Raw genomic sequence first — 14,717 nt, forward strand, 5'->3', positions numbered from 1 at the left:
TACAACATAGTTTATAATAGAATGACCCAACTATTGTTGTGAAGCACTGAATTTTGGGGGTTAAAGCCTAACAACAATTTTACTATAGATAATCACAGAAAAAAATGTACGAGTATCGTAAACTCAACCCTGAACAACGGCAAAAATTAATAGAAGAACGCTTACAAAAGGGATATCCACGTCATAGTCCCCCCCATTTAATTGAAAATCAACCTTTTTATCTGTTAACAGCCGCTTGCTATGAACATCAACATCGTTTGCATACGGTCGCCCGTCGTCAACCACTTTTTCAGGAGTTATCAGAAGTATTAATTCAGGAAGAAATTGAAATTATAGCTTGGGTAATTTTGCCCAATCATTATCATATTTTAACATCAACTGTTGATTTTCAATGGTTAGGTAAACAGTTAAGATTAATTCATGGGAGAACGGCCCATCAATGGAATTTAGAAGATCAGGTCAAAGGTAAATTGTGGTGTTGTTATAGCGATCGCGCTATTAGAAATAACCAACACTATTATCAAGTGATCAATTATATTCATTATAACCCGGTTAAACATGGCTTTACAGATTCCCCTTATTATTGGGAAAATAGTAGTGTTCATAGATATTTAGAAGAAAAAGGGAGAGACTGGTTAAGAAATTGTTGGGTTGAATATCCTGTGCGAGATTATGGTCAAAAATGGGATATTTGTTAAAAACCTGTTTAAGAGTGCGCTAAAGCGCAACAACGGCGCAACAACGGCGCAACAACAATGGATGATTTATTCCCCTTTGCAAATAAAGCCTATGTCCAATCAATTTCTCTATCCTTGGGTTAAACCATTGTTAAAAAAAGTTTCTCTGAGAAATCTGCTGATTTTTCCCTTTGTTTTCCAAATTTTTATCGCCGTTGGATTAGTCGGTTGGTTATCATTTCAAAATGGACAACAGGCGGTTAATGATTTAGCGAATCAACTCCAAAATGAGGTTAGCTATCGCATTAGTCAAAAGTTAGATCATTATTTAGCATTGCCCATTCAGGTGAATGAAGTTAATGTTAATTTGCTCAATTTAGGAGTCTTGAATTTACAGGATTTGGACAGTATTCGACGCCATTTTTGGAAGCAGATGAAAGTCTATCCTTCCCTGGGTTATTTTAACTTAGGTACTGTAGATAATCTGTTTCTTGGAGTCGGTCGAGAAGATGATGGAACCCTCTATGTAGAATTAATGAAACCAACGGATAATTTTTATTATAACCGTTATTTATTAAATGATCAAGGTGATCCGACAACCCGGATTATCAGGGAGGAATATCTTTACAAAGAAGATAAATGGTATAGTGATGCAGTCGCTGCGGGAAAACCAATTTGGAGCAAAATTTATCAGTGGGGTGATCGCCCGGAAGTGATTTCTATTGCTTCTAGTTCTCCTATTTATGATCAACAAAAAAACTTAGTCGGAGTGATCGGAATTGATCTGATTTTGACCCAAATTAGTAATTTCTTAAAACAGTTAGAAGTGACTCCTTCGAGTAAAATTTTTATTGTAGAACGCAATGGTTTAATTGTTGCGAGTTCCAGTGATGAAAAACCCTATTTAGAAGTCAACGGAGAATCTAAACGGTTGAGTGCTTTTCAGAGCCGTGATCCCTTAATTAAAGCATCGAGTCAATATCTCCTAAACCGATTTAGCGATCTGAGTAAAATTCAAACAAAACAGAGTATCAATTTTCAATTAAATGGGGAAAATATTTTTGTTCGGGTGCATCCTTGGCAAGATCAATTTGGCTTAAATTGGTTGATTGTGGTTGCCGTTCCTGAGTCAGATTTTATGAAAGAAATTGATAGGAATACCCGCAGAACTATTCTATTATGTTTAGTAGCATTAGCGATCGCAACCGGGATGGGAATTTTAATTGCCCATTGGATTACTGAACCGATTTTGAGATTAAATCGAGCTTCTCAAAAAATCACAACTGGGGACTTAAATCAAGTCGTTAAAGTTAAACGAATTATTGAACTGAGAGAACTGGCTAATTCTTTTAATAAAATGGCGGATCAACTTCAAGATTCCTTTGAAAATTTAGAACAAAAAGTTATAGAAAGAACGGCGGAATTAGCCTCTGCCCATGCTCAGATTTTAGTCTTGAATCAACGGTTAAAAGCGGACAACTATCGGATGAGTGGCGAACTAGATTTACTCAAAAGAATGCAACAGTTAATTCTACCCAAGGCTGAGGAATTAGCTTTAATTGAAGGATTAGAAATTGCGGTTTACATGGAACCTGCCTATGAAGTGGGAGGAGATTATTATGATGTTTTATATATGAATGATGTAGTTACTATTGGGATTGGAGATGTTACGGGTCATGGATTAGAAAGCGGAATTTTAATGGTAATGACCCAGGCGGCAGTTCGAGTGCTTAAGGAAATTCAAGAACGTGACCCAGTAAAGTTTTTAAATATTTTGAACCGAGCAATTTATCGCAATGTTCAACGCATGAATTCTGATAAAAATTTAACTTTATCAATTTTAAATTATAAAAATGGTCATCTGAGTATTAGTGGTCAGCATGAGGAAATATTAGTGGTGCGTCATGGAGGAAAGGTTGAACGAATTAATACCGCAGATTTAGGTTTACCCATCGGTTTAGATGAGGATATTTCGGAATTTATTGGTCAAGTTATGGTTGAATTAAAAGTCGGAGATATTATTGTTCTTTATACCGATGGCATCACCGAAGCTAGAAATATCAAAAAAGCTCAATATGGTTTGGAAAGACTGTGTGCAGTTGTCGGTAAAAGTTGGGATAATTCGGCGGAGAAAGTTAAGCAGGATGTGATTGCGGATGTTAAACTATTTATGGGAGAACAAAAACAGCTTGATGATATTACCCTACTGATTTTAAAGCAACGCTAACGGACATTATTAAGATAACACAAATTTTAGTTTTTATCAAGCAAAATCATGCTAGACTAGAGAAGGTGTTATTTCATAATCTGATTTGTTCTACTAAAGGTTAAATCGTTATGATCCAAATTTTCGGAGAATTTTTGCACCAATTTCCTCCCGATCATGATTCCTTAGAGTTGACCTTTACTCCCACATCCCGACCGATTAAACAGCGCTGGCGCAATAATCGATTATCGGCCCATTTTGTCGCCGATTACTTCTCATCCTTTTTACCCTTGGATGCCGATAATCCTACCAGGGAAAAACGGATTCAACAGGGAAAAGGAGCGGTGAGTTATGTCGCCAATGAGTTATTAGAAAATGCCATGAAATTTAATGATGAAAGTGTGAAATCTAAAATCAGATTTGGCATTCACTTTATTGAAGATGAACAGACGGTCACCGCCGCTATTTTTGCCACGAATTCAATTAGCTTAGAAGGAGCAAAAAAGTTTCAGGATTTTATTCAAGAATTATTGCATCAAGATCCAAATGAATTGTATTTTCATCAAGTTGAACGGAGTGTAGAAGATGACAGTGATAACGCTTCCGGTTTGGGTTTACTGACGATGATTAATGATTATCAAGCGCAACTGGGTTGGAAATTTGAATCGATCTCCAATCAAGTGACTCTGGTTTTAGTGACCACAATGGCTCAAGTAACCGTGTAGAATTAATGTATTTGCAGAATCAGATAGAGGTAGAAAAAATGGTAATCCAGGAAATTAAAGGTGAAGACCATATCGTTCAATACGATCCTGAATCCGTAACCATTTGTTTTCAAGGAGAACTCAGTTTAGGGGGGCCAATTGAATATAAACCGATTAAAGACTTACTCGAAGAAGTAACCGCCACGGAACCCACAATCATGACGCTGAATTTGAGAAGTCTATTATTTCTCAATAGTTCTGGGATTAGTTTATTGTCAAAGTTTGTTATGGGATTACGCAAAAAACCCAATATTCAATTAATTATTTTAGGATCTAAAGAAGTAGCTTGGCAAGATAAATCTTTACAGAATTTAAAGAAGTTTTTGCCTAGTTTAGAGTTAAAAGTTGAATAGTTTTTTATTATGCCTGTATCATTTAACCTTCTGTCATCAAACTGAATAATGCAGCTAAACCAAACCCAATAATTATAACTCCTGAAATCCGGTTAATCCATTGTAAAGTATGAGTGTTAATTCTATCCTGAAATAAACTAACCCCACTGACTAAGATAAACCACCATAATGCCGATCCTAAAAAGACTCCTAAAACCAGGGTTCCCGCATCCCAATAATTGTTTTTTATGCCTAAACCCAATCCAGCAAAAATAGCAATAAATGATAAAATAGTAATGGGATTAGTAATCGTTAGAAAAAAGGTTGAAGCATAAGCACTGATCATTTTTTTCGATGGGTTTGCCACTGCTTGTGTGGGTTTTTCTGAGGCTATTTTAAATCCTAAATAACATAAAAATAATCCGCCCATTAGTTTTAATCCCATTTCTTGACTCACCAAATAATTAGAAATGATGGTCAATCCAAATCCAGCAATAAAGCCATATAAGGCATCAGCAGTAGCAGCTCCTAGCCCGGTGAAAAATCCGGCCCAATACCCTTGAGACAAACAACGACGAATACACAAAATCCCGATTGGCCCAACGGGGGCGGCAATGGAAAAACCAATGATTAAACCTTTAGCTAAAAAACTGATATCCATAATCAATTTAAACAAAAAACTTAGATAGCCCTAAAGGGCTTACTACTGTGTGTCTGTTTGTCTTATGATGATCAATAGGCAGAATAATAATAACTCAAAACGCAACCATGATCACTAATAATACTTTGGTTTTAGCAACGGATTTAGATGGGACATTTTTAGGGGGTTCTCCACAGGAAAAACAGGAATTTTATAACTATTTGCAGTCAAAACGCGATCGCCTATTATTAATTTTTGTCACAGGTCGTAGTTTAGAATTGACCCTGCGTTTATATGAAGAAAAAAACCTCATCATTCCCCGACCGGATTATATTATTGGAGACGTAGGAACAACCGTTTATGAGGGAAAAACCTTAAAACCCGTGGCTCAAGTGCAAAATTGGATTGCTGATATTTGGGGAAATTCCAGCGAATTTGCTACCAAAATATTAGTCGATGAACCGGGATTAACCTTACAACCCCTATCGCCTGAATATCGAGTTTCCTATTATTATAAACCCGATCAAAATCAAGATCGAATTGTTAAAAAAATTCAAGATGCCGGATTTGATTGTATTACCTCTGCCGATAAATATTTGGATATTTTACCTAAAGGTGTTGCTAAAGGTTCAACCTTGCTCAAATTAATGGATTTTCTAACAATATCTCCCCATCAAGTGATTACATCCGGGGATTCCTTAAATGATTTATCTTTATTTGAAACCGGACTTAAAAGTATCGCAGTTGCCAACTCAGAATTAAAATTATTTGAAAAAATTAAATCATTAAAAAATGTTTATTATAGTCAGTTTCCGGGAGTTACTGGAATTTGGGACGGAATTAAATATTATGATAAAACCTTCTAAGCTCCGATTGAGATTATAATTTAAGATTCTACCATTATGGTTCACGTTCCTGTGTCCGATCACCCCTTAACCTTAGCCATTTTAGGTGCGGGAGCTTGGGGTTCTGCCCTAGCCAAATTAGCCCATTATAATGGTCATACTGTCCAGATATGGTCACGGCATTTGGGCAATTCCTTAGCCGAAAGTATCAACTCCATCGATGTTTTAGTTTCTGCGATTTCGATGACAGGAGTTGCCGCCACTATTGAGCAACTGCAAACCCTAAAATTACCCGATAAAATCCCAATTGTCACCGCCACTAAAGGTTTAGATCCCCATAGTACCCGTACTCCTTCCCAACTTTGGGGAATGGGGTTTTCTGACCATCCAATTGTGGTTTTATCCGGGCCGAATTTATCCGCAGAAATTGAACAGGGTTTACCCGCCGCCACGGTGGTAGCTAGTGAAGATTTAGAGGCGGCAAAGATTGTACAACGGGTATTTGCTTCTAATCGATTTCGCGTTTATACCAGTTCCGATCCGATGGGAACAGAATTAGGAGGAACCCTAAAAAATGTAATTGCGATCGCGGCGGGGGTTTGCGATGGGTTACAGTTAGGAACCAATGCTAAATCCGCATTATTAACCCGTGCCTTAACCGAAATTATTAGAATTGGAACCCATTTAGGGGGGAAAACAGAAACGTTTTTTGGATTATCTGGTTTAGGGGATATGTTAACCACTTGTAATAGTGCTTTAAGCCGTAATTATCGGGTGGGTTATGGATTAGCAGCAGGCAAAACCTTAGAACAAGTATTAACAGAATTAGGTAGTACAGCCGAAGGCGTAAATACCACTAATGTTTTAATTGAAATTGCCCACCGAGAACGGATTCCTATACCAATTTCCTGGCAGGTTTATCAGCTTTTAAATCATCAAATCACCCCAGAAAAAGCAGTAGAAGCCTTAATGGAAAGGGATTTAAAACCCGAATTCTATGGTTAGAAGATCAGGGGAGAAACCCATGGGGTATCAGACCCAACACTCCACTCAAGAGTCGGGTTTAACCCAACACCGTTTGATTGTTAAAGATTTTTCTGCTAATCTCTATCTATAGATAGAGGCACGATTAGAGGAGATTCCCATATATTGATAAGCGTACTGGGTGCAATCCTTTATTCCCTCTGGTTAGTCTGGTGGAAACGGAGAGTCAAGTCAATCGAGTTATCGGTTGTGACTCTCTATTATTTTTTGGGGGGTTATTTTGTCTGAGTCTAGTGGGACAAATGGAAAATATCTGCAAACACTTCCCATTCAGATAAAATTCGCCTAGGATCGGGTGAATCATACACCACTAATAAACCGGGTTGTCCTAAACTATTAAAAAGTTCTAATCCCTCTGCTTTATCCCCATCCACATCAGCAGGGATATCGAATAAAATCTCTAACTGATCAGAATTAACATCAGTAATCGTATTACCAGATTGAGTCAAAGCATTTTTCCAACGATAGACTTTCGAGGTTCCTGATAAATCCATGGTCGGCCCAGCTAAAATAATTAAATTTTCCCCCTGTAAACATAAATCTCGAATTCCTAAACCCTTTAATTCAAAAAAGTGCTTTCGATAAAGTTTTCCCTTTTCTCCGATTTCTTTGAGGGTTAAAACCCCAGGTTTTTTTTCTTCAACTTCTAATTCTAAAATAATCGCAAATCCGCGTAAAACAGGCCCCCGTAGTCCTAAGAAAATTTTGTTTTTATCAACCGCTAATCCTTCGATATCCAATCCATTTTCCTTGGAGGGGAGAGATGTTGATATAAATAAACCTAAATGTTCATCGGTTTTTAAAGCCTCCATCAGTTGATTGCCATTTTCAGTTGTTTGCAGAACAGCGGCTTTGAAGGTTTGACCGCCCAACTCAGGAGATGAAAAAGACTGAACTAACTCTCCATTTTTGATCGGGATACGGGCTAAAAGATAACGATTCTGTTCTGCTTTAATTTGGCTCAAACGCTCAATATCTAAACCAGAATCTTTGCCATTTGGTTTTTTGCGTTTGAGACTATGGGAACCGACCAACCAAAGATAGGAATTATCATAATCTAAGCCTTCAATATCAATTTCTTCGCCTTGATTCTTTAAGGGAATAAAATTTCCTAATTCAAAATGTTGATGCTGACCAAAAACCGAGGGTTCAAGGAGAGAAAATCTCTCAATTCCTGTGCCTTCATCTGCCCCTAACCATAAATTCCCATCGGGTGTTAACGCCACCGCAGATAAGTTATTTAATAGCAGATTCTGGGCTGTATCAAAACGTAAAAGTAGACGACTGAGTAAAAAACCTTCTGACATTAGTTTATCCCTGAATTAATTATTAGATTAATTTCTAGTTTACTCAATTAGATCAATCTTGACTAGGGTTGAGCTTGAAGACTCATATCAAAATATGAATAACTCAGAAATTATGTCTCATTCTTTTGATAGATGATTTATGAAATGCTTTTCTATACAATCAGGGACACACATAACTTTATCAATAAAAAAATGTCTAATTTAATTGAATTTTCTCTTTTCGCTCCTTATAACAAAGAAGCCACTTTAATCGGAAACTTTTCTAAATGGAAAGATATTCCGATGCAAAAGGATGACGAGGGTTATTTTCGGACTCAAGTTGAGTTAGAAGATGAAATCTATCAATACAAATTTCGAGTCCGTTCAAAAAGTTGGTTTTTAGAACCTGACGAGTGGATAGAAGTTGTTGACCCCTACGCCACTGATATTGATGATGAGACTCAAAACGGCATCATTAGGATTAAAGACGGGGAAAAAATTGTTGATACTTATGTTTGGAAAAATGATGACAAACCCTTACCCCCGGATCATAAATTAGTGATTTATGAAATGCACGTCGGGGATTTTTCGGGGGGAGAAGATGACATCTATTCCAGGGGTAAATATCAGCACGTTATGGAAAAGTTAGATTATTTGTGTGAATTGGGGATAAATGCGATTGAATTAATGCCCGTCAAAGAACATCCAGGGGATCATAGTTGGGGATATAATCCTCGCTATTTCTTCGCATCCGAGTCCAGTTACGGCACAACCGAACAATTAAAAAAACTCATTGATGAATGTCACGGGCGAGGAATTCGAGTATTAATTGATGGGGTTTATAACCATTCCGAAGCCGCCTGTCCCTTAACTCAAATTGATCATGATTATTGGTATCACCATAGCCAGCAAGATACGGAATGTAACTGGGGGCCAGAATTTAATTATGAACAGTATGATGAACAATTAGGCACTTATCCAGCCCGCAAATTTATCGGTGACACGATCAGATTTTGGGTAAAAGAATATCACATTGATGGGATTCGTTATGATGCAGCCAAGCAAATTGGCAACTATGATTTTATGAGTTGGGTGGTGAACGAAGCTAAACAGGAAGCTGGGGTAAAACCCTTTTATAATGTGGCTGAATATGTGCCGGAAAGCCCCAGTATTACCAACAGTGATGGGCCGATGGATGGCTGTTGGCATGATAGTTTTTATCATATTCTCACGGATCATTTATGTGGCGATACCTTTGATTTAGAACAACTCAAAGATATTTTAGATGGTAAACGTCAAGGGTTTATGGGGCCGAATAATATTGTGAATTATTTGGGTAATCATGATCATAATCGCTTAATTGTGGAATTAGGAAATCGCGGAATTTTTGATGATGAAGTCTTTAAACGGGTGAAATTAGGGGTGGCATTATTAATTACAGCCGTAGGTATTCCGATGATTTGGATGGGGGAAGAATTTGGAGAGTATAAACCCAAAACCATTGAATCTGCGAAACTGGATTGGAAACTCTTGAAAAACGACAGTAATCAGAGTTTATTTCAACATTATAAAGGCTTGATTTTTCTGCGGGAAACTAATCATGCTTTATATAGTGGCAATATTGATTTTTTCCATGAAGATCCTGATAATAAAGTTTTAGCTTATACCCGATGGAATGATCAAGGTTCTCGGATTGTGGTGGTTGTGAATTTCTCTGACAATTATTTTGCGGGTTATCAAGTTTCTCACTTCCCAGCTAATGGGACTTGGCATGAGTGGACAAGTAATTATGATATTCAATCGGGAGATGATAATATTCTGATCGATTTACCTGAATATGAAGCTAAAGTTTTTGTTTGGAAAGGGTAATGATCTGCCCATACCCTCTCTTACCCATTAATAGTCTATAGCGCCTAACTCGGCTCAATTTTTTGGGCTTGATAGAGTTGTTTAAACAGACGTTGCTGTTGATTATGATCGACAATAGGTTCAGGATAACCGCAGGATTTGCGATCGCGAGTTGATATTTTTCCAGTCACTAATAATTCTGGATCTAAACTTCTTAATTCTGGCAACCATTGGCGAATATATTCGGCTTCTGAATCGAATTTTTGGGCTTGACTGGCGGGGTTAAAAATTCTTAACGGTTTAGTATCCATACCACTGGATGCACTCCATTGCCATCCCCCATTATTAGCGGCTAAATCGCCATCTATGAGGGTTTGCATAAAGTATTTTTCTCCCCATTGCCAATTAATAATTAAATCCTTGGTTAAAAAACTAGCCACAATCATCCGACATCGGTTGTGCATCCAGCCACTTTCGTTTAATTGTCGCATGGCGGCATCAACAATTGGATAACCGGTTTTTCCTTGACACCAGGCTTGAAAATGTCGTTCATTATTCTGCCAAGGAAAGGTTTTAAAGGGTTCTCGATATGCCCCTAATTCTAATTCGGGAAAATGATATAAAGCGTGTTGATAAAATTCCCGCCAAGCCAGTTCTTGTTGCCAAGATTGAATTTGCTTTCTTCCTTCATCGCTGCGGCAAGTTTTCATGGCTTCGAGGGTTTTTTCCCAGACTTTTCTAATACTAATTACCCCAAATTTCAAGGCTGCACTCAGTTGAGAAGTGCCATCAGTTGCGGGAAAGTTTCGCTGTTCGTCGTATTCATATAAAGCGCGATCACAAAATTCCTCTAGGCGTTCTTGGGCGGCTATTTCCCCAGGTTCTAAGATTAAGGAATTTTCCCAAATAAAGCCTAATTTTTGGGCTGAAGGTAAGGGAATAACTCCAATTTTTTCGGCTAATTTCTGTTCAGATTCAGTTAAACCGATTAAGGTGGGAGAGAGGGGAGGTTTAGGTTTAGCTTTGGGTTTAAGATTAAAATTACGCCAAAAGGGAGTATAGACTTTATAGGGTTCTTGAGATTGGGTTGAGATTTGATCAGGAGAATGGAATAACTGATCCCAAGTGGTTTTTGTGATAATTCCCATGGAATTTAATGCTTCTGAAACGAGGCGATCGCGTTCTCTAGCAAAGGGTTCAATATCTAAATTAAAATAAACCACTTTCGCCTTTAATTCCCTGGCTAATTTAGGAATAATTTCTTGAGGTTTTCCCTCTAATATTAATAATTGACTGCCTAGTTTTTGATATTGTTTCTGTAGTGATTCCAAACAACCGATCATATAGTGAACTCGCACTGGAGCAATATCATCTCGGTTTAAAATATTGGGATCTAAGCAAAACAAACCGACCACTTTAGAACTACATTCACAAGCATTGAACAGTCCTAAATTATCATCAATTCTTAGATCTCGTCGATGCCAAAATAAAATTAAATCTTCAGACATAGGATTGGATTTAGCTGTAGAAACTGTGTTTATCAAAAAAATAATTTTACTGTCTATTCTATCACAATATAACCAGTCAAATCAGTTGTATCAATAATTCAAAAACCGTAGGGGGTAGGGGCGAGGTCTCCTCGCCCTCATAGAAGAATCTCGCCCTATTATATTCTGATCCTTTATTGGTATAAAAAACTCAACTCATAAGAGGGTTTGGAGACCAAACCCCTACAAATATTATCAGACGGATTTTTAGATCCTCTGTAATTTCCTCTCTTGAAATTACAGATTAAAATTGCAGATAGGGTTTGGCTAAGAGAAAACTAGAAATCGTTTTAGCATCTACTGGTTCTCCATCTAAAATGGCTTGTTCTAGTTCTTTAGGAGTCATTAAAACCGTATCAATATCTTCATCCTCATCCTGTTGCGGGGGCGTTTCTAATTTTTCTAAATCTTGGGCTAAAAACGCATAAATAATTTCATCACAATAACCTGGGGCTAATATAAATTGCCCTAATTTTTGCCAGCGATGGGCGCGATATCCGGTTTCTTCTTCGATTTCTCGCTTAACAGTTTCGGCGGGATCTTCATTAGGTTCAATTGTTCCGGCGGGAAACTCTAAAGTTCGTCCTGCGACTGCAAACCGATATTGTTTGACTAAGACTAATTCACCCTCTGAAGTCACGGGAATCACTAACGCCCCGCCCGGATGACGAATACATTCCCAGTCCCCTTCTACTCCATTGGGAAGACGTAAAGTATTGACATCAAAACTGAACTTTCGTCCTTGATAAAATAGACGATTTTGTAAAATAGTTGGGGGTTCCGATCCGGGTTTGGTCATAATATTTTAAGGGTAATTAGGATTAAAAAAATTAAAGTTTTTGAATCCCTGAACAATCAACGGTTTCTAAAAGTTGAAAGACAGTTTTTTGTGTCACCGGATCAACCCAATTCGGGGCGATTTCCGCCAGAGGAATTAATACAAACGCCCGTTCTCTCATCCGAGGATGGGGAATTTGTAACGTTGGTGTTTCCCTGATTAAATTATCAAACAAAAGTAAATCTAGGTCAAGGGTTCTTGGCCCCCAAGGTTCTCGTCTTACTCGTCCCAGTTGGCTTTCAATAGCCAATAGTATTTCTAATAGATGCTCCGGTTGTAGTTGAACTTCCAGAATAGCACAACCATTAATATAATCCGGCTGTGGAGGGCCAACAGGAGCAGTTTGATACCAACTCGAACAGGATTTTACTTCGATCTGGGGATGCTGATTTAGGAGATCTAATGCGGTTTTAACTGTTGTTTTAGAGTCTCCCAAATTACTCCCCAATGCGATCGCAACGAGCCTAGATTTCATGGTTTTAGATATAGGAAATCGGGAATGGGGAATTACGAATTACGAATTAATTAACCATTGACAAACTGATTACTGATAATGCAGATAGGGGAATGGGCACTCTTGCAATAGGGAAGAAACAGACCCGGTTATTTGTTGGAAGAAAACTCTTATCCATTGCCCATTCCCTATTCCCCATTGCCCGCCTTTTTTGATAACTGATTAACTTCCTCCTGCAAATTGAATCGGACTACCTGGTTGACCAATATTGGCATCAAATTTAAAGTCAGTGATACCATCAAGAATGGCAATCAATTCTGTCTGTTCTCCAGTTAATAAATAGATCGCTGTTCCCTGGGGTAAATTTTCCGGGGCGGCGGCGGCTAAATAATTACCAGGGCCTAAAAGAATCACATCTTCGGTGGGGATAAAATTAAGAATCAGGCCATAATCCACAAGTCCAATAATACTTCCTGCCCCATTAACATAATAGGTTTGAGTTCCATCTCCCAAAGCAAAGGTATCATTACCCACTCCTCCGCTTAAAGTATCAATTTCCACAAATCCAGCCGGTTGAGAATTGGGGTCAACACCAATCAGAACATCATTTCCTTTATCACCACTCACGAAATCATTGCCAGCACCGCCAATCAGGGTATCATCCCCTTGACCTCCATAAAGGCTATCATCACCTTTACCACCATTGACCTGATCATTTTGCTTATCCCCCCGCAGAAAGTCATTCCCTAGACCTCCGACAAGGGAATCTTCCCCCTGACCACCATAGATAAAATCATCATCCTCTGCTCCGAGTATGGTGTCATTATCTTCTCCGCCATAAAGGGTATCGCTACGCAGTCCCCCATTAATGCTATCATCACCTTTATCACCGATAATCAGATCTCGACCATCCTCACCTAAGAGGGTATCATTATTAATTCCCCCATAGAGGGTATCGTTATCCGCCCCTCCATTGAGTAAATCATCCCCTTTATTTCCTTGTAGCAGGTCATTTCCCCCTTCTCCAACCAGGGTATCGTTGTTTTGACCGCCATAGAGAATGTCATTCCCCGCATTCCCATTCAGGGAGTCATCTCCTTGAAATCCTGAAATCAGGTCATCTCCCCCTAAACCAGCGACTAAATCCTGTCTCTCGGTTCCTAATAAGGTATCATTTCCCTCACTTCCCTGAACTAAAGATGTTGTGATTGGGGTGGGAGTAGGAGTGGTCGGGGTGGGAGTTGTCGGGGTTGGGGTTGTTGGAGTTGGGGTTGTTGGTGTTATGGGGCCCGTGGGAGTCGGAGTTGTCGGTGTGGGAGTTGTCGGTGTGGGAGTTGTCGGTGTGGGAGTTGTCGGTGTGGGAGTTGTCGGGGTGGGAGTTGGTGGTGTCGTGGGTGTGGGGGGAGGTGAAGGGGGAAGGGTAGGAATCGGGGGAGTTACGGGGGGCTGAGGTTGAGGAATAACAGGGGTAGGAGGTTCAAGAATATCACCAGTGACGTCCCTACCTTGGGGAATGGGAGAGAGAATTTCGACCTTTGGGTTAAAGCTGATGGCAACTTCAGGTTGATTATAAAAGGAAGGACTAGAGTTTAACAGATTAAATACAATATTTGTGCTATTATTTTCTCGAATACGGTGGGCTTGGAATTCATTCATACAATTAACCTCAGTTCTCGGTTAAGATTAGCTTAATCCTTATATATCTCATAACTTGAACAGCTTGTAAAATTTTTTTTGATCAATTTTTGTTTTTATCGTATTTTTTCAGTATTTTTAACAATCTATGCAACTTTTTTTAAACCGAGTTTTTTAAAAAACTTTCGGTTTATTTTGTTGAGGCGATCGCTGGTTTAATTTTAGCTAAATGCTTTTCTGAATATCATCCAATTGTAGTAATATTACAATTTCAAATTATTTAATTCTTCCAATAAAGTATTAATAAAATCTTGAGTCTGTGTTAGATTCATTTGTCCAAAAGCTTGCCATTCTTCCGGTGTAATTTTATCATTACTTTGAATCACTTCTTGTATCCAATAGGGTAAATCACCTGGGTTACCAATTAATTCATAGCTTTTTTCTAAAGCATTTTGACCTAAATTTTCCCCATTGTATTGAGTCACCAAGCATAATTTTAATAACTTAGCTAAATTACTTTCAGGAGGAATTGAGAGTAAAAAAGCCATTGTTTGAGCCAGGGTATTTTTGTTAAATTCCATGAATTTTTATTCCTTTTTTT

14 protein-coding genes are annotated in these 14,717 nt (G+C 38.3%); 7 read left to right on the top strand and 7 right to left on the bottom strand.

Annotated features, from left to right (window positions below):
* Positions 1-104 precede the first annotated feature (104 nt).
* From PL11201_RS23985 to PL11201_RS24000, 4 genes are all read left to right on the top strand, one after another.
* On the top strand, positions 105-698 hold the full coding sequence (locus tag PL11201_RS23985) for an REP-associated tyrosine transposase (protein WP_079681363.1): 594 nt from the start codon (positions 105-107) through the stop codon (positions 696-698).
* Between the two features lie 91 nt (positions 699-789).
* Positions 790-2,904, top strand: a complete 2,115-nt coding sequence (locus PL11201_RS23990) for a SpoIIE family protein phosphatase (RefSeq protein ID WP_144017880.1) — start codon at positions 790-792, stop codon at positions 2,902-2,904.
* A gap of 110 nt (positions 2,905-3,014) precedes the next feature.
* Positions 3,015-3,608, top strand: coding sequence for a slr1658 family protein (locus PL11201_RS23995; RefSeq protein ID WP_079681364.1), 594 nt, complete (start codon positions 3,015-3,017; stop codon positions 3,606-3,608).
* A gap of 38 nt (positions 3,609-3,646) precedes the next feature.
* A complete protein-coding gene (locus PL11201_RS24000) occupies positions 3,647-4,000 on the top strand; it encodes a slr1659 superfamily regulator (protein WP_079681617.1) in 354 nt (117 codons plus the stop codon).
* 22 nt (positions 4,001-4,022) lie between these two features.
* Here the strand turns inward: PL11201_RS24000 and PL11201_RS24005 are convergent, their stop codons facing one another.
* On the bottom strand, positions 4,023-4,640 hold the full coding sequence (locus PL11201_RS24005; protein ID WP_079681365.1) for a LysE family translocator: 618 nt from the start codon (positions 4,638-4,640) through the stop codon (positions 4,023-4,025).
* Positions 4,641-4,747: 107 nt separating this feature from the next.
* Here PL11201_RS24005 and PL11201_RS24010 point away from each other — a divergent pair, with 107 nt between their 5' ends.
* Complete coding sequence (locus PL11201_RS24010) at positions 4,748-5,485, top strand: HAD-IIB family hydrolase (RefSeq protein ID WP_079681366.1); 738 nt, start codon at positions 4,748-4,750, stop codon at positions 5,483-5,485.
* A gap of 36 nt (positions 5,486-5,521) precedes the next feature.
* Positions 5,522-6,469 carry an NAD(P)H-dependent glycerol-3-phosphate dehydrogenase gene (locus PL11201_RS24015; protein ID WP_079681367.1) on the top strand — a complete coding sequence of 316 codons (948 nt, stop codon included), beginning with the start codon at positions 5,522-5,524 and terminating at the stop codon, positions 6,467-6,469.
* Between the two features lie 269 nt (positions 6,470-6,738).
* Here PL11201_RS24015 and PL11201_RS24020 read toward each other — a convergent pair whose 3' ends face one another.
* The gene (locus tag PL11201_RS24020) at positions 6,739-7,815 is read right to left on the bottom strand and encodes a DUF3616 domain-containing protein (protein WP_079681368.1); all 1,077 of its coding nucleotides are present in this window, start codon (positions 7,813-7,815) and stop codon (positions 6,739-6,741) included.
* Positions 7,816-8,007: 192 nt separating this feature from the next.
* Between PL11201_RS24020 and PL11201_RS24025 the strand changes: the two genes are divergently transcribed.
* On the top strand, positions 8,008-9,663 hold the full coding sequence (locus PL11201_RS24025) for an alpha-amylase family glycosyl hydrolase (protein ID WP_079681369.1): 1,656 nt from the start codon (positions 8,008-8,010) through the stop codon (positions 9,661-9,663).
* A gap of 44 nt (positions 9,664-9,707) precedes the next feature.
* Here the strand turns inward: PL11201_RS24025 and PL11201_RS24030 are convergent, their stop codons facing one another.
* The 5 genes from PL11201_RS24030 to PL11201_RS24050 all read right to left on the bottom strand — a co-directional run bounded on the left by PL11201_RS24030 (position 9,708) and on the right by PL11201_RS24050 (position 14,697).
* On the bottom strand, positions 9,708-11,150 hold the full coding sequence (locus tag PL11201_RS24030) for an FAD-binding domain-containing protein (RefSeq protein WP_079681370.1): 1,443 nt from the start codon (positions 11,148-11,150) through the stop codon (positions 9,708-9,710).
* Between the two features lie 283 nt (positions 11,151-11,433).
* On the bottom strand, positions 11,434-11,988 hold the full coding sequence (locus tag PL11201_RS24035) for an NUDIX hydrolase (protein WP_079681371.1): 555 nt from the start codon (positions 11,986-11,988) through the stop codon (positions 11,434-11,436).
* Between the two features lie 31 nt (positions 11,989-12,019).
* Positions 12,020-12,502, bottom strand: coding sequence for a 2-amino-4-hydroxy-6-hydroxymethyldihydropteridine diphosphokinase (folK, locus tag PL11201_RS24040; RefSeq protein ID WP_079681372.1), 483 nt, complete (start codon positions 12,500-12,502; stop codon positions 12,020-12,022).
* A 201-nt stretch (positions 12,503-12,703) separates the two neighbouring features.
* A complete protein-coding gene (locus PL11201_RS24045; RefSeq protein WP_079681373.1) occupies positions 12,704-14,137 on the bottom strand; it encodes a calcium-binding protein in 1,434 nt (477 codons plus the stop codon).
* Positions 14,138-14,379: 242 nt separating this feature from the next.
* The gene (locus PL11201_RS24050; protein ID WP_079681374.1) at positions 14,380-14,697 is read right to left on the bottom strand and encodes a hypothetical protein; all 318 of its coding nucleotides are present in this window, start codon (positions 14,695-14,697) and stop codon (positions 14,380-14,382) included.
* Between the last annotated feature and the right edge of the window lie 20 nt (positions 14,698-14,717).

The organism is Planktothrix sp. PCC 11201 (assembly GCF_900009135.1).
In the GTDB taxonomy this organism is placed as follows: domain Bacteria; phylum Cyanobacteriota; class Cyanobacteriia; order Cyanobacteriales; family Microcoleaceae; genus Planktothrix.

What these genes read in the sequence shown, in the direction of transcription:
- PL11201_RS23985 (WP_079681363.1), top strand. Translation starts at nt 105, where the DNA reads ATGTACGAGTATCGTAAACTCAACCCTGAACAACGGCAAAAATTAATA.
- PL11201_RS23995 (WP_079681364.1), top strand. Translation starts at nt 3,015, where the DNA reads ATGATCCAAATTTTCGGAGAATTTTTGCACCAATTTCCTCCCGATCAT.
- folK (WP_079681372.1), bottom strand. Translation starts at nt 12,502, where the DNA reads ATGAAATCTAGGCTCGTTGCGATCGCATTGGGGAGTAATTTGGGAGAC.
- PL11201_RS24000 (WP_079681617.1), top strand. Translation starts at nt 3,647, where the DNA reads ATGGTAATCCAGGAAATTAAAGGTGAAGACCATATCGTTCAATACGAT.
- PL11201_RS24030 (WP_079681370.1), bottom strand. Translation starts at nt 11,150, where the DNA reads ATGTCTGAAGATTTAATTTTATTTTGGCATCGACGAGATCTAAGAATT.
- PL11201_RS24050 (WP_079681374.1), bottom strand. Translation starts at nt 14,697, where the DNA reads ATGGAATTTAACAAAAATACCCTGGCTCAAACAATGGCTTTTTTACTC.
- PL11201_RS24035 (WP_079681371.1), bottom strand. Translation starts at nt 11,988, where the DNA reads ATGACCAAACCCGGATCGGAACCCCCAACTATTTTACAAAATCGTCTA.
- PL11201_RS24010 (WP_079681366.1), top strand. Translation starts at nt 4,748, where the DNA reads ATGATCACTAATAATACTTTGGTTTTAGCAACGGATTTAGATGGGACA.
- PL11201_RS24015 (WP_079681367.1), top strand. Translation starts at nt 5,522, where the DNA reads ATGGTTCACGTTCCTGTGTCCGATCACCCCTTAACCTTAGCCATTTTA.
- PL11201_RS23990 (WP_144017880.1), top strand. Translation starts at nt 790, where the DNA reads ATGTCCAATCAATTTCTCTATCCTTGGGTTAAACCATTGTTAAAAAAA.
- PL11201_RS24020 (WP_079681368.1), bottom strand. Translation starts at nt 7,815, where the DNA reads ATGTCAGAAGGTTTTTTACTCAGTCGTCTACTTTTACGTTTTGATACA.
- PL11201_RS24005 (WP_079681365.1), bottom strand. Translation starts at nt 4,640, where the DNA reads ATGGATATCAGTTTTTTAGCTAAAGGTTTAATCATTGGTTTTTCCATT.
- PL11201_RS24045 (WP_079681373.1), bottom strand. Translation starts at nt 14,137, where the DNA reads ATGAATGAATTCCAAGCCCACCGTATTCGAGAAAATAATAGCACAAAT.
- PL11201_RS24025 (WP_079681369.1), top strand. Translation starts at nt 8,008, where the DNA reads ATGTCTAATTTAATTGAATTTTCTCTTTTCGCTCCTTATAACAAAGAA.